12 protein-coding genes are annotated in these 14,975 nt (G+C 59.2%); 5 read left to right on the forward strand and 7 right to left on the reverse strand.

All coding sequences use genetic code 11. The annotated features are described in order from the left end of the window. The first annotated feature begins 205 nt into the window (after positions 1–205). Together ACYZTL_RS01330 and ACYZTL_RS01335 are read left to right on the forward strand one after the other, a co-directional pair. Positions 206–1,690, forward strand: coding sequence for an NCS1 family nucleobase:cation symporter-1 (locus tag ACYZTL_RS01330; RefSeq protein WP_461950230.1), 1,485 nt, complete (start codon positions 206–208; stop codon positions 1,688–1,690). 157 nt (positions 1,691–1,847) lie between these two features. Then, complete coding sequence (locus ACYZTL_RS01335) at positions 1,848–3,131, forward strand: Zn-dependent hydrolase (protein ID WP_461950231.1); 1,284 nt, start codon at positions 1,848–1,850, stop codon at positions 3,129–3,131. Between the two features lie 94 nt (positions 3,132–3,225). On the opposite strand, the gene ACYZTL_RS01340 is transcribed toward ACYZTL_RS01335, so the two are convergent. Next, complete coding sequence (locus tag ACYZTL_RS01340; RefSeq protein WP_461950232.1) at positions 3,226–3,684, reverse strand: REP-associated tyrosine transposase; 459 nt, start codon at positions 3,682–3,684, stop codon at positions 3,226–3,228. Positions 3,685–3,949: 265 nt separating this feature from the next. Here ACYZTL_RS01340 and ACYZTL_RS01345 point away from each other — a divergent pair, with 265 nt between their 5' ends. Continuing rightward, entirely contained in the window at positions 3,950–5,446 is a 1,497-nt protein-coding gene (locus tag ACYZTL_RS01345) for a helix-turn-helix transcriptional regulator (protein ID WP_461950233.1), read from the forward strand. Positions 5,447–5,631: 185 nt separating this feature from the next. Continuing rightward, positions 5,632–5,883, forward strand: coding sequence for a DUF1652 domain-containing protein (locus tag ACYZTL_RS01350; protein ID WP_461950234.1), 252 nt, complete (start codon positions 5,632–5,634; stop codon positions 5,881–5,883). Positions 5,884–6,346: 463 nt separating this feature from the next. On the opposite strand, the gene ACYZTL_RS01355 is transcribed toward ACYZTL_RS01350, so the two are convergent. The 5 genes from ACYZTL_RS01355 to ACYZTL_RS01375 form a co-directional block, all read right to left on the reverse strand. Next, positions 6,347–7,114, reverse strand: a complete 768-nt coding sequence (locus ACYZTL_RS01355; RefSeq protein WP_461950235.1) for an SDR family oxidoreductase — start codon at positions 7,112–7,114, stop codon at positions 6,347–6,349. A gap of 31 nt (positions 7,115–7,145) precedes the next feature. Continuing rightward, the gene (locus ACYZTL_RS01360; RefSeq protein ID WP_461950236.1) at positions 7,146–8,213 is read right to left on the reverse strand and encodes a phosphotransferase family protein; all 1,068 of its coding nucleotides are present in this window, start codon (positions 8,211–8,213) and stop codon (positions 7,146–7,148) included. 143 nt (positions 8,214–8,356) lie between these two features. Further along, positions 8,357–9,340, reverse strand: coding sequence for a 2-hydroxyacid dehydrogenase (locus tag ACYZTL_RS01365; protein WP_461950237.1), 984 nt, complete (start codon positions 9,338–9,340; stop codon positions 8,357–8,359). Positions 9,341–9,452: 112 nt separating this feature from the next. Further along, complete coding sequence (locus ACYZTL_RS01370) at positions 9,453–10,037, reverse strand: TetR/AcrR family transcriptional regulator (RefSeq protein WP_461950238.1); 585 nt, start codon at positions 10,035–10,037, stop codon at positions 9,453–9,455. A gap of 29 nt (positions 10,038–10,066) precedes the next feature. Then, complete coding sequence (locus ACYZTL_RS01375; protein ID WP_461950239.1) at positions 10,067–10,450, reverse strand: tautomerase family protein; 384 nt, start codon at positions 10,448–10,450, stop codon at positions 10,067–10,069. 290 nt (positions 10,451–10,740) lie between these two features. Here ACYZTL_RS01375 and ACYZTL_RS01380 point away from each other — a divergent pair, with 290 nt between their 5' ends. After that, complete coding sequence (locus ACYZTL_RS01380; protein ID WP_461950240.1) at positions 10,741–12,021, forward strand: serine/threonine transporter; 1,281 nt, start codon at positions 10,741–10,743, stop codon at positions 12,019–12,021. A 214-nt stretch (positions 12,022–12,235) separates the two neighbouring features. Here ACYZTL_RS01380 and acnB read toward each other — a convergent pair whose 3' ends face one another. Further along, complete coding sequence (acnB, locus tag ACYZTL_RS01385; RefSeq protein ID WP_461954235.1) at positions 12,236–14,845, reverse strand: bifunctional aconitate hydratase 2/2-methylisocitrate dehydratase; 2,610 nt, start codon at positions 14,843–14,845, stop codon at positions 12,236–12,238. Between the last annotated feature and the right edge of the window lie 130 nt (positions 14,846–14,975).

A 14,975-nucleotide genomic window follows, 5' to 3' on the forward strand; every position in this document is an offset into this window, starting at 1 on the left:
GGTTTGGACAACTTGCCTGGCCTTTGGCCTGAGGGAACAGGCAAGTCACCGAGGACTCACCAGGTAAATAAATAAAGCTGATAAACATCAGTGAGTTACAACGTTTTATGGAACTGCCCGATGCGCAATCGGGGTGCCCGGCATGTTTATTGATGACGCCAGCCCCTGATGAGCAAAAAATAATTCAAAGAACAATGGAGCGGCCATGCAACAGATCAGATCACAAGTGACCGAGCGCGACGGCTTGTTTGAGCTCGAAGCCGGCAGCGACGTCCTCGACAGTCCCCGTTACAACCACGACATGGCACCGACCAAGGTGCGCGAACGAACCTGGAACAAATGGCACATCACCGCGCTGTGGGTCGGCATGGCGATCTGCGTGCCGACCTACACCCTCGGTGGGGTGCTGACCGCTTATTTCGGCCTGACGGTCGGCGAAGCGCTGCTGGCGATTCTGTTCGCCAACATCATTGTGTTGATCCCTCTGACACTGAATGCTTTCCCCGGCACCAAATACGGCATCCCGTTTCCCGTATTGCTTCGCTCGTCATTCGGCGTTCTGGGTTCCAACATTCCCTGCCTGATTCGTGCCTTGGTGGCGTGTGGCTGGTTCGGCATCCAGACGATGTTCGGCGGGCTGGCGATTCACCTGTTTCTGGGCTCGGTGTTCGAAGGCTGGAAATCCCTCGGCGGCACCGGCGAAGTCATCGGCTTCATGATCTTCTGGGCGCTGAACCTGTGGGTGGTGATTCGCGGCGCCGACTCGATCAAATGGCTTGAAACGCTCTCCGCGCCGCTGCTGGTGCTGGTCGGTGTCGGCCTGCTGGTGTGGGCGATGCCGAACGTGTCGATGAGCGAATTGCTGGCGATCCCGGCCAAGCGTCCGGAAGGCGCGAGCGTGGCCAGTTACTTCGCCGCCGGTCTGACCGCCATGGTCGGGTTCTGGGCCACGTTGTCCCTGAACATTCCGGACTTCAGCCGCTACGCCAAAAGCCAGAAGGACCAGATCGTCGGGCAGATCATCGGCTTGCCGCTGACCATGTTCCTGTTCGCTTCTCTGGGCGTGGTGATGACCGCCGCGTCGGTGAAACTGGTGGGTGTGAGCGTCTCCGATCCGGTGACTTTGATCGGGCATATCCAGAGCCCGGTCTGGGTCGCGCTGGCCATGGCACTGATCATCATCGCCACGCTTTCCACCAACACCGCCGCCAACATTGTTTCGCCGACCAACGACTTCCAGAACATCGCGCCGAAAGTGATCAACCGCACCAAAGCCGTGTTGCTCACCGGTCTGGTGGGGTTGTTGCTGATGGGCCATGAACTGCTGAAGAAGCTTGGGCTGATTGTCTCGGACCTGAGCCTGGAAACGGTCTATTCGAACTGGCTGCTGGGCTATTCCAGCCTGCTCGGCCCGATCGCTGGGATCATGGTGGTGGACTATTTCCTGATCAAGAAACAGCAACTGGATCTGGCCGGGCTTTATCGCGATGACGTTTATCCGGCGTGGAACTGGTTCGGGTTTATCGCGTTTGGTGTGCCGGTGGTGTTGACGCTGCTGTCGCTGGGCAGCGATGCGTTCAGCTGGTTTTACAGCTATGGCTGGTTTACCGGTTCGGCGCTGGGCGGGGTGATTTATTACGGGTTGTGCTCGATGCGGCCTAGCCCGTCTGTCGCGAAATCTGCGGTGTAGCGGATGGCCCCTTCGCGAGCAAGTCGAATCGTCGCACCGCCGCTCCCACAGTTGAAATGCATTCCCCTGTGGGAGCGGGCTTGCTCGCGAAGGCGGCCTCAAATACACCCAATGAATGCCTGAAAAAAACCTATAACAACAGCCTGAGGAGATCACCATGAACGCTGCCGTAGACGTTCTGCAATCCACCCATCAGCACATCAACCGCGACCGCCTCTGGCAGTCGCTCATGGAACTCGCAAAACTCGGCGCCACCGTCAAGGGCGGCGTCTGTCGCCTGGCCCTGACCGACCTCGATCGCCAGGCCCGCGACATCTTCGTCAAGTGGTGTGAGGACGCCGGCTGCACCGTCAGCATCGACGCCGTCGGCAACATCTTCGCCCGCCGCACCGGCCGCAACCCGAACCTGCCACCCGTCATGACCGGCAGCCACATCGACACCCAACCCACCGGCGGCAAGTTCGACGGTTGCTTCGGCGTGCTCGCCGGCGTCGAAGTGCTGCGCACCCTCAACGACCTCGGCGTTGAAACCGAAGCGCCGCTGGAAGTGGTGGTCTGGACCAACGAAGAAGGCTCGCGCTTCGCCCCGTGCATGATGGGCTCCGGTGTGTTCGCAGAAAAATTCACCCTCGAAGAAACCCTGGCCAAGGTCGACGCCGAAGGCATCAGCGTCGGTGAAGCCTTGAATGCCATCGGCTACGCCGGCCCACGCGCGGTCAGCGGTCACGCCGTCGGCGCCTATTTCGAAGCCCACATCGAACAAGGCCCGATCCTCGAAGACGAACGTAAAACCATCGGCGTCGTCATGGGCGCCCTCGGCCAGAAATGGTTCGACCTGAAACTGCGCGGCGTCGAAGCCCACGCCGGCCCGACCCCGATGCACCTGCGCAAGGACGCACTGGTCGGCGCCGCCGTGATCGTCGGCGCCGTCAATCGCGCTGCCCTCGGCCATCAACCCCACGCATGCGGCACTGTCGGTTGCCTGCAAGCCTACCCCGGCTCACGCAACGTCATCCCCGGCGAAGTGCGCATGACCCTCGATTTCCGTCACCTGGAACCGGCACGCCTGGACTCGATGATCGCCGAAGTCCGCGAAGTCATCGAAACCACCTGCGAAGAACACGGCCTGACCTTCGAACTCACGCCCACCGCCGACTTCCCGCCGCTGTACTTCGACAAGGGCTGCGTAGACGCCGTACGCGGTGCCGCGCAAGGTCTCGGCTTGTCGCACATGGACATCGTCAGCGGAGCAGGGCACGACGCCATCTTCCTCGCCGAACTCGGCCCGGCCGGGATGATCTTCGTGCCGTGTGAAGGTGGCATCAGCCACAACGAAATCGAAAACGCCGCACCGGATGATCTGGCGGCGGGGTGTGCAGTGTTGTTGCGGGCGATGCTGGCGGCTTCGGCGGCGATTGCTGGTGGGCAACTCGCGGCTTGAAAATCAAAAGATCGCAGCCTTCGGCAGCTCCTACATTGGATTCGCATTCTCCTGTAGGAGCTGCCGAAGGCTGCGATCTTTTGATCTTGGCCCATCAAACCCAAATGGCATCCCACAACGGATAATCACCCACCCGCTTCACCAATCCGGCACGCAACGGATTCATAACGATGTAACGAGCTGCATCCTTCAGGTCCTCATCCCGACGTAACGCACGGTCGTAATACCCGCGCTGCCATATTGGGCCATGGCATGCACGCACGATATTGATCGAACGGCTGCTTCTGGATTTAACCCGGCACATCACTTCGGTCAACGTGCCACCCTTCAACTCGATCAACCAATGCAGATGATCCGGCATCACAACCCAGGCCATCGAGGTCACCAGCGACGCCTCATCAGCACAGCGCAGCTGATCAACCACAAGCCGTCCCAACTGCCAATCGGCGAACACTCGCTCTCGTTGATGAGCGACCGCAGTCAACAGATAAATACGGCCAGATTCTGAAAGTCGTGCCTTGCGCAGGCGACATCCACTTGCAGCAACAGGCATTCCTTGCCCTCCTTGAAGTGTGTTGGCAGATGAACGTTAGTCGCTAGCGCGAGAGCCATGGATGAAAGCATTTTCACAATATTTCGAATGCGCCAAAAAGATCGCAGCTGTCGGCAGCTCCTACACCGATCCCCTGTAGGAGCTGCCGAAGGCTCGGGCCGCGATCGGACGATCTTTTGATCTCCTTCTGCACGATCACAAACCCCAGCGGTCGTAATCTTCACAGCGCGCCGCACGTTGGCGCGACCAGAATTGTGGAGATCCAATGAGCCGGGACGTCCTGACCACCGAGACCAATCGTCGCCAACTCCAGCAGATCATCGCCGGCCTGTCCGACGGTGTGATCCTGCTGGAACTCGACCAAACCATCCTCTGGGCCAACGAAGCCGCGCTGACCATGCACGGTGTCAGTCAGATCAGCGACCTGGGCGCCAATGCCAAGGAATATGCCAAGCGCTTCGCCTTGCGCTATCGCAACAATCATCCGGTGCCGTCTGATAACTACCCGATCAATCGTGTGGCACGCGGTGAGACGTTCAGCGATGTGCTGGTGGAAGTGACTCCGCTTGAAGATGAGGACCGCGTTTGGGTCCACAACGTGCGCAGCATGGTGTTGGCCGACAGTCGCGGTGAACCGGAGTCGCTGGTGCTGATCATTGACGATGTCACCGAATGGGCCAGCGCCGAGCAGCGCTTCGAAAAGACCTTCAGCGCCAATCCGGCCCCGGCAGTGATATGCCGTCTCAGCGATTTACGCTACATCAAGGTCAATGCGGGCTTTCTGGAAATGACCGGCTACACCCGCGATCAGGTTATCGGCGTTTCGACCTATGAGCTGGATATTCTCGACGGTGCGGAAAAGAAAGACCTGGCGATCGAACGTCTGCGAGAGCACGCCACCATTCCCCAGATGCAGGCCGAGCTGAAGTTGCCCGAAGGCGGCAGCAAGCAGGTGATCGTCGCGGGCCAGCCTCTTGAGCTTAACGACGAAGACTGCATGCTGTTTTCTTTCGTCGACATGGAGCCCCGGCACAAGGCTGAAGTCGCCCTTCGCCAGAGCGAGGAGCGGTTTGCCAAGGCTTTCCGCCTGACGCCGGTGCCGATCCTGGTGTGCAGCGCCATTGATCAGGTGGTGCTGGAGGTCAACGAAGCGTTCCTCGAAACCCTCACTTATCCAAGTGAAGAAGTGCTCGGCAAAACCATCGCCGAAATCGATTTCATCCATGACGCGGTCGCACGCACACGACTGTTCGCGGCGCTGGAGAAAACCGGGAACCTGGATCGCATCGATGTTCGGGTGCGCAAAAAAGATACCGAACTGATCGATTGCGCGATTTCGGCCGACACCGTGAACATTCAGGACAGCCCGTGCTACTTGCTGGTGTTGATGAACATTACCGAGCGCAAACGCACGGAACTGGAGCTGGTGGCGGCCATTGAAGAGGTGATGAAAGACGCCTCCTGGTTCAGCCGCACGCTGATCGAAAAACTCGCCAATGTGAAAAGCGTCAACTCGCCGAAACTGCCCAGTGCGTCCTTCACCGACCTGACGGCTCGAGAGCGCGATGTACTTGGCCTGATCTGTGAAGGTCTCGCCGACAAGGAAATCGCCGCGCGCCTGAAACTGGCCCCCAATACCGTGCGCAATCACGTTGCGACGGTGTATTCCAAACTGGATGTGCACAGCCGCAGCGAGGCGATCGTCTGGGCGCGCGAGCGCGGATTGTTCTCCAGCGAACGTCGACCGACAGGTCAGCGTTAAGGTGCAAATGCACTAGTTTTCATAGTGCAAATTGATGTTTTGGCGAGGTGCGACGGGTCTTAGGCTGGGAACGTGCGAGCGGGGTCCGAGGAATATCCGCATGCGCCTGTTCAAGTCGCTCAAGGATCAGCCATGCAGCAAGAACGCATCCCCCTTGCAGATCCTTGCCACGAGGGTCAATCGCAATGATTCATCTGGCGCAACTGCGGCTGTTACTGGAGCGCAGCTTTTCTCCCCTGGCCTGTGACTGCTCGATTACGGGTGATCATTCGTTGACAGTGAAGCTCTACCATCCGGTATCGGGGCAGGTGGACCTGGTGGTCAGCGGGTTGAACGTGACAACCCTCAACACCAGCGAAGCGGTTGCAGCGTTCATTGAGGAGCTGCGCTACGAACTGGAAAGCAACACCCTGCATCGACCCGATCCCGTGCGCTAGTTTTTGTCGGTTTTGAATACTGACTGGACATGAAGATCCACAAAATCAACTTTTCTATAATCCACCCGTGGACTTTTTGGCAGGGTTTTGTTGTCACAAACTTGTCAGTCACTTATCGCGGGTCATCCTATGAAAAGTCTTGGGAAACGCGTTTTCACACCTTTTGCATTCTGTGTCGTCATGCTCGGTGGCTGTGCCAGTCCGCCGCCACCTCCACCTGCTGCGCCACCACCTCCGCCTGAAACGACTTGTCAGACCTCGGATAGCACCCAGGTGATGGGCGATATGCGGGCGGAAGGGCAGGTGACGCGCGAGACCACCGTGACGCGGTGTGTCACGCAGTAGGAGCGAGTTTGCTCGCGATGGTCGTGAACGAAAACGCGCGCTTGCCGGAACAACGCGGAGTTCTTCAGTCCATCGCGAGCAAGCTGGCTCCTACAGGGGCACATCTGCTGAAAACGGATCAGGACAGGAAGCCACCATCCACATTCAACGAAACACCGGTGGTATAACTGGAAGCATCACTCGCCAAATACAACACCGCCCCCGCCATCTCACTCGGATCCGCCACGCGCTTCAGCGGAATCTGCGCCAACGCAGTCTTCAAAATCGCATCATTCTTCACCAGTGCCGAAGCAAACTTGGTATCCGTCAACCCAGGCAACAACGCATTGCAACGAATCCCGAACTGCGCACATTCCTTGGCAAACACCTTGGTCATGTTGATCACGGCCGCCTTGGTCACCGAATAGATGCCCTGGAAAACCCCCGGCGAGATGCCGTTGATCGACGCCACGTTGATGATGCTGCCGCCGCCGTTGTCACGCATCAGCTTGCCGGCTTCGACGGACATGAAGAAGTAGCCGCGGATGTTCACATCGACGGTTTTCTGAAAGGCGCCAAGGTCGGTGTCGAGCACGTTGCAGAACTGCGGATTGGTCGCGGCGTTGTTGACCAGGATGTCCAGGCGGCCGAACTGTTCGCGGATGCCGGCGAAGACCTGGCTGATCTGTTCCATTTCACCGATGTGGCAAGCAACGGCGGTGGCTTTGCCGCCGGCGGCGATGATCGCGTCGGCGACGTGTTGGCAGCCCTCGAGTTTGCGACTGGAAACGATGACGTGAGCGCCTTGCTGGGCCAGCAGTTTGGCGATGGCTTCACCGATGCCGCGGCTGGCACCGGAGACGAAAGCGATCTTGCCGTCGAGGTCGAACAACTGAGTCTTGGACATGGGTTTTCCTTGTTATTAGCCAGGGGTGCAATCAGAGGCTGGATTTCGAAATGACCTGCAAACTCATCTGCTCCAGCAGTTTGTTCATGTGAATGAACTGCGCGAAGCGTTTGTCCTGGGTCTGACCATGGAAGAAGCGGTAGTAGATCTGCTGCACGATGCCGGCGAGGCGGAACAGGCCGTAGGTGTAGTAGAAATCGAAGTTGTCGATCTGAATGCCTGCGCGTTCGGCGTAGTAATCGACGAACTCGCGGCGGGTCAGCATGCCCGGTGCGTGGCTCGGCTGGCGGCGCATCAGTTGCACCGGCGCCGGGTCGTCGGCTTCGATCCAGTAGGCGAGGGTGTTGCCCAAGTCCATCAGCGGGTCGCCGAGGGTGGTGAGCTCCCAGTCGAGCACGCCGATGATCTGCATCGGGTTGTTCGGGTCGAGGATCACGTTGTCGAAGCGGTAGTCATTGTGGACGATGCTCGACGTCGGGTGATCGGCTGGCATCTTGTCGTTGAGCCAGGCCTTGACCGCTTCCCACTTTGGCGCATCGGGCGTCAGGGCTTTTTCGTAGCGGTCGCTCCAGCCTTTGATTTGCCGCGCCACGTAACCTTCGGGTTTGCCGAGGTCACCGAGGCCATAGGCGTTGTAATCCACCCGGTGCAGTTCGACGAACTTGTCGATGAAGCTCTTGCACAGGGCTTCGGTTTTCGCCGAATCCAGGCCCAGTTCCGGTGGCAGTTCGGAGCGCAGGATGATTCCGTTGACCCGTTCCATCACATAGAACTCGGCGCCAATCACCGATTCGTCGGTGCAGTGCACGTAGGCTTTCGGGCAGTACGGAAAGCCGTCGCGCAGTTGATTGAGGATACGAAATTCGCGACCCATGTCGTGGGCGGATTTGGCCTTGTGGCCGAACGGCGGCCGGCGCAGGACGAACTCCTGTTCGGGGTATTCCAGCAAATAGGTGAGGTTCGACGCACCGCCGGGAAACTGGCTGATCTGCGGCAAACCGCTGAGGCCCGGAATGTGGGCCTTGAGGTACGGATCGATCAGGCTTGCATCGAGTTCTTCGCCGGTGCGGATACGGGTGGACTGGTCAGTAAGCGCCATGCTTATCCCTTCTACTTATTTTGGAGGCCTGAAACTATTGGCTAATCTAATGCGCGCATCCGGCACCCACAACCACGATCGGCCCTTATAGGTGAGGGTGTTGCCGGGCAATCATTGCTTTTGATACACCCGTTTGAATTGTCCTACAGGGCGGCGTTGTTTTCGGGCGGCGTCGCCGATGCCGACACCGGCAGGTCGATGGGGGTGAGCACCGGTTCGCCGGAAAAGAACGCCATCAGGTTGCGCCCGACGAGCTCGACGGTGCCCCGGGTCGCTTCAGGGGACAAACCCGCGACGTGCGGCGTGAGAACCACGTTGCTCAGCGATTTCAGGGCATCCGGCACCTGCGGTTCTTGATCGAAGACATCCAGCGCCGCGCCGGCGATGCGCCGTTGCTCCAGGGCGCTGATCAAATCCGCCGTCACCACCACGCTGGCCCGGGCGATGTTGACGATGAATCCGTTGGGCCCCAGCGCATCCAGCACTGATCGGTTGACCAGGCTTCGGGTGCCGAGCCCGCCGGGCGTGGCCACCACCAGGAAATCCGAGGCGCGGGCCAGTTCGGTGGGAGTCGAGCAGAAGCTGTACGGCACATCGCTGCGGTGCTGGCGGTTGTGGTAGCTGATGGTCATGTCGAAACCGTTGGCGGCGCGTTTGGCGATGGCCATGCCGACAGCGCCGAGGCCGAGAATGCCCAGGCGTTTGCCGGCCAGGGAAGGGCGCATGATTTTCGGCCACTCGCCTCGGCGTACGGCGGCGTCGCAGCGAGGGATGTCACGCACCATCGCAAGCAGCATGGCCATCGCGTGGTCTGCCACCGAAGAGGCGTTGACCCCCGCGCCATTGGTGACCGTAATGCCCCGGTCGGCAGCGGCCTGCAGGTCGACATGCTCGTAACCGGCACCAATCACGCAAATGATCTTTAGCGCCGGCAGCGCAGCGATTTCATCGGCGTACAGCCCCAGCGGGCCGCGGGTCAGCACTGCATCTATGCGCGCGCCGTGGCTCGAAATGGCCTCGGCCCGCTCGGTGGGTGTTGGTGCCAGAATCAGGTGAAAGCCCTGATGTTCGAGAATCGGCAGGTAATCATTGATGGTTTCGACCAGTACCAGGACGGTTGCGGGCATGCTGGGCTCCTGTGGCTTGAATATCCCTAGAGATGGCTGGCTTCAAATTGCATTGGCAACGACCAAAGATCGCAGCACTGTCAGATGATCATAGCGGAACAGGAGAGGGAGGCTATGGCGCTGTCAGAAAGGTGCGCGCAGCTTGCAGAATTTCATCGGACAAAGCGTCGCCCCGGGTAGCCCGGGCGAGCATCAGTGCGCCGACCATGAGGGAGTATTGCACCAGCGCCTGTTGACGATCGCGGGCGTCGTCGCCCGTGTTCATCAAGGGAGTGAGCGTGTCGAGCAATGAGCCGAGGCCTTCCATGAAGGTTTTGCGCAGGCCGCTTTCGGCGGCTTCGTGGCACATGTCCCCGGCAAACGCCACCACTGGGCAGCTATCGCCCGGATTGTCGCGGCTGGCGGCCGACAGGTAGGGGCCAATCAAGGCCTGACGGGCGGCGGTCTTGTCTTCGTTGGCGGTGATCCAGTCTTTCCAGCGGTCTGCCGATTGCTGGAATGCGCGGCCGCTGGCCTCCTGGGCCAGGGCCTCTTTGGATTCGAAATGCCCATAAAATCCGCCATGGGTAAGGCCCGCTGCCGCCATGACGTCGATGACGCTGATGCCATGCACCCCCCGTTCGCGAAACAGGCGCGTGGCCGCCTCGACGATAATTTCGCGGTTGAGTTCGGCTTGCTTGCGGGAAACACGGGGCATTGGCGGCTCACATAGATAAAGGATGGCGATCAGAGGGCGTACTGGGCAATTCCGTTGCCGAACGACCAGTTTTCTTTTTTCACTTCGAGCAGATTGATGAAAACATCCTCCAGGCGCACCGCCAGTTCAGTGTTAAGGCTCTCGGCAATGGTTTTGTAGAGCAGCTTCTTCTGCTCGACGGTTCGGCCTTCGCTCAGGGTGATCTGAATCACCACCAGTTGGTCGGTGCGATTGATCCCCAGGTATTGGGGGTCAAAGATGAAGTGCTGCTCGTCGTGTTCGGCGAGGATCTGGAAATTATCGTTTTCCGGTACGCCAATGGCGCTGTGCATGGCGGCGTAGATCAGTTGGCCGATGCGTTTGGCGTGGGTGGGATCCTGATGCTTTTTGATGTCGATACGAACCAGTGGCATGGGAGGTCTCCGGAAGGGATACGGTCACTTAAAAATACATGATGATCGACCTTTATCAAGTGGAGACTGCTTTCGGCGATCTAAAGCAGACGAAGTGGGATCTTTGAAAATACAAATACCCAATGTGTTGAATCCCACTGATCCGCACCACCATTCCTCAGCTAAGTCTTTGCTTCTGTTCATTAATCCCGGACAATCGCGCCCCTGTTTCGGCCAGGGCGCTGCCTGTCGGATTTTTCCGACTCGTCCTGACCGGGTAGCAACTGACCGGAATGCGGAGATCTCACCGGATGAATGATCAGGCCAATAGCGTCAACGAACGCTATGTAGCGGCGAAACCTGTCAGCCTTGAGGGCTGGAATCGTCATGACACCACCTGGATGCTTGGCTTGTTTGGCACGGCCATCGGGGCCGGTACCCTGTTTTTGCCGATCAACGCGGGTTTGGGCGGTTTCTGGCCGTTGATTATCCTGGCGCTGCTGGCGTTCCCCATGACTTTTTACGCACACCGCGGCCTGACCCGCTTCGTGTTGTCCGGACGCGAAGGCGCGGACATCACCGAAGTGGTGGAAGAACACTTCGGCATCAAGGCAGGTGCGCTGATCACCTTGCTGTATTTCTTCGCGATCTTCCCGATCCTGCTGATCTACAGCGTGGCGCTGACCAACACTGTGGGCAGCTTCCTTGAGCATCAGCTGCACATCATGCCGCCACCGCGCGCCGTGTTGTCGTTCGTGCTGATCCTCGGCCTGCTGGCGGTGGTGCGTTGCGGTGAGCAGGTGATCGTCAAGGCCATGAGCCTGATGGTGTATCCGTTTATCGTGGCGTTGCTGTTCCTGGCGGTGTTCCTGATTCCGCACTGGAACGGCGGCATCCTGACCACCGCATCGACGCTGCCTGAGCCGTCGGCGCTGTTGCACACTTTGTGGCTGGCGATTCCGGTGATGGTGTTCTCGTTCAACCATTCGCCAATCATCTCGGCGTTCGCCGTGGACCAGAAGCGTCGCTACGGTGACCACGCCGAAGAGCGCAGCTCGCAGATCCTGTCCCGCGCGCACGTGTTGATGGTGGTAATGGTGCTGTTCTTCGTGTTCAGCTGCGTGCTGACCCTGTCACCGACGCAACTGGCGGAAGCGAAGGCGCAGAACCTGTCGATCCTGTCGTACCTGGCCAACCACTTCAGCAACCCGACCATCGCATTTGCGGCGCCGTTGATTGCGTTCGTGGCCATTTCCAAGTCGTTCCTGGGGCACTACATCGGTGCCAGTGAAGGCCTGAAGGGTCTGATCGTGAAAAGCGGAAAACGCCCGGCGGCCAAGACGCTGGATCGTATGACCGCGGCGTTCATGCTGGTGGTGTGCTGGATCGTGGCGACGCTGAACCCGAGCATTCTCGGGATGATTGAAACCTTGGGTGGCCCGGTCATCGCGGCAATTCTGTTCCTGATGCCGATGTATGCGATTCGCAAGGTGCCGGCGATGGCGCGCTTTCGTGGTCAAGCGTCCAATGTGTTTGTGACGGCCGTTGGTTTGGTGGCTATTTCGGCGTTGATCTATTCGCTGAGTGCCTGATCGCTGCTATTTACTTGATTTGATGATGTGATTACGGCCGATCCGCTTTGCGGGTTGGCCGTTTTTTTTTGGCGAATTGGCCATTTAGCGCTGTTGTACGCCTATCCCCTGTGGGAGCGGGCTTGCTCCCACAGGGTTCTGCATTTCAAACCTTGCAGGCATAAAAAAACGCCGCACATCTCGCGATGGGCGGCGTTTTCTACAGCGTTGTACGTTAGGCTTGAACGACCGGAATATTGGCGTTCGCAGCAGCCTCGCGGAACTCGGCGATCTGGTCGAAGGACAGGTAGCGGTAAACATCAGCCGCCATGCTGTCGATCTTGCCAGCGTATTCCATGTACTCCTCGACGGTCGGCAGGCGACCCAGGATGGATGCAACGGACGCCAACTCAGCCGAAGCCAGGTAAACGTTCGCGCCGTCACCCAGACGGTTCGGGAAGTTACGGGTCGACGTGGACACCACAGTCGAGTTCGGCTCTACACGTGCCTGGTTACCCATGCACAGCGAGCAACCCGGCATTTCCATGCGAGCGCCGGCCTTGCCGTAGATGCCGTAGTAGCCTTCCTCGGTCAGTTGGTGAGCGTCCATTTTGGTCGGCGGCGACAGCCACAGACGGGTTGGAAGCTGACCTTTGACCTGATCCAGCAGCTTACCGGCAGCGCGGAAGTGACCGATGTTGGTCATGCACGAACCGATGAACACTTCGTCGATCTTCTCGCCAGCGACGCTGGACAGCAGACGGGCGTCGTCCGGATCGTTTGGCGCGCAGAGCACAGGCTCTTTGATGTCGGCCAGGTCGATTTCGATGACTTCAGCGTATTCGGCGTCAGCATCGGCAACCATCAACTCAGGGTTGGCAACCCAGGCTTCCATCGCTTGAGCGCGACGTTCCAGAGTACGTGCATCGCCGTAACCTTCGCCGATCATCCAGCGCAGCAGGGTGATGTTGGAGTTCAGGTACTCGGTGATCGATTCTTTCGACAGCTTGATGGTGCAACCGGCAGCCGAACGTTCGGCCGAGGCGTCGGACAGCTCGAAAGCTTGTTCGATGCTCAGGTCGTCCAGGCCTTCGATTTCCAGGATGCGGCCGGAGAAGGCGTTCTTCTTGCCTTTCTTTTCAACGGTCAACAGGCCAGCCTGAATTGCGAAGTAAGGAATGGCGTGAACCAGGTCACGCAGGGTGACGCCCGGTTGCATTTTGCCTTTGAAGCGCACCAGGATCGATTCCGGCATGTCCAGCGGCATAACGCCGGTGGCTGCGGCGAACGCAACCAGACCGGAACCGGCCGGGAACGAAATGCCCATCGGGAAACGGGTGTGCGAGTCACCACCGGTGCCGACGGTGTCCGGCAGCAGCATGCGGTTCAGCCAGCTGTGGATGATGCCGTCGCCCGGACGCAGGGAAACGCCGCCGCGGGTCATGATGAAGTCTGGCAGGGTGTGGTGGGTGGTCACGTCGATCGGCTTAGGGTAAGCAGCGGTGTGGCAGAAGGACTGCATCACCAGATCGGTCGAGAAGCCCAGGCACGCCAGGTCTTTCAGTTCGTCACGGGTCATCGGACCGGTGGTGTCCTGAGAGCCGACGGTGGTCATTTTCGGTTCGCAGTAAGTACCTGGACGAACGCCTTTGCCTTCCGGCAGGCCGCACGCCTTGCCGACCATTTTCTGTGCCAGGGTGAAGCCCTTGCCGGTGTCGACAGGTGCTTCTGGCAGTTTGAACAGATCGGTAGGGCCCAGGCCCAGCTCGGCACGGGCCTTGTCGGTCAGACCGCGACCGATGATCAGCGGGATACGGCCGCCGGCACGAACTTCGTCCAACAGTACCGGAGTCTTCATTTCGAAGGTGGTCAGGACTTCGTCAGTGCCGTGTTTGCAGACTTTGCCAGCATGCGGGTACAGGTCGATCACGTCGCCCATGTTCATGTTGGTAACGTCGAACTCGATCGGCAGTGCGCCGGCATCTTCCATGGTGTTGTAGAAGATCGGAGCGATCTTGCTGCCGAAGCAGAAACCGCCAGCACGCTTGTTCGGCACGTAAGGAACGTCGTCGCCGAAGAACCACAGCACCGAGTTGGTCGCCGATTTACGCGAAGAACCGGTACCGACCACGTCACCGACGTAGGCGATAGGGAAGCCTTGGCCGCGCATTTCTTCGATCTGCTTCATCGGGCCGGTGACGCCTTGGGCGTCAGGCACGATGCCTTCGCGGGCCATTTTCAGCATGGCGAGGGCGTGCAGCGGGATGTCCGGGCGGGACCAGGCGTCTGGAGCAGGGGACAGGTCGTCGGTGTTGGTTTCGCCGGTGACCTTGAACACGCGCAGGCTGATCTTGTCGGCCAGGACAGGGCGGTTCTTGAACCACTCGCCGTCGGCCCAGGACTGGATCACGCCTTTGGCGTGTTCGTTGCCGTTACGGGCTTTTTCCGCGACATCGTGGAACGCATCGAACATCAGCAGGGTGTGCTTCAGTTGAGCAGCAGCAACCGGCGCCAGTTCGGCGTCGTCGAGCAGGTCAACCAGGGTCACGATGTTGTAGCCGCCCTGCATGGTGCCGAGCAGTTCAACAGCGCGTTTCTTGTCGATCAGAGGGGATTTTGCTTCGCCTTTGGCCAGGGCAGAGAGGAAACCGGCTTTTACATAGGCCGCTTCGTCCACGCCAGGCGGAATGCGATTGGTGATCAGGTCAACGAGGAAAGCTTCTTCGCCAGCCGGGGGATTCTTCAGCAGCTCGACCAGGCCTGCAGTTTGTTCGGCGTTAAGCGGCTGGGGAACGATACCCAGTGCTGCACGCTCTTCGATATGTTTGCGGTAGGCTTCAAGCACAGTTATTACCCTCATCAGTGGTCCCAAATGGGTGTCCGGGACGCTCATCCCGAAATTGCCGTACTCATGCGCTGCGTGGCGTTGTGGGCCACTTAGCCAGAATTACCGACAATTCCTTACAGAAGCTGCT

Source organism: Pseudomonas sp. LB3P81, assembly GCF_054897965.1.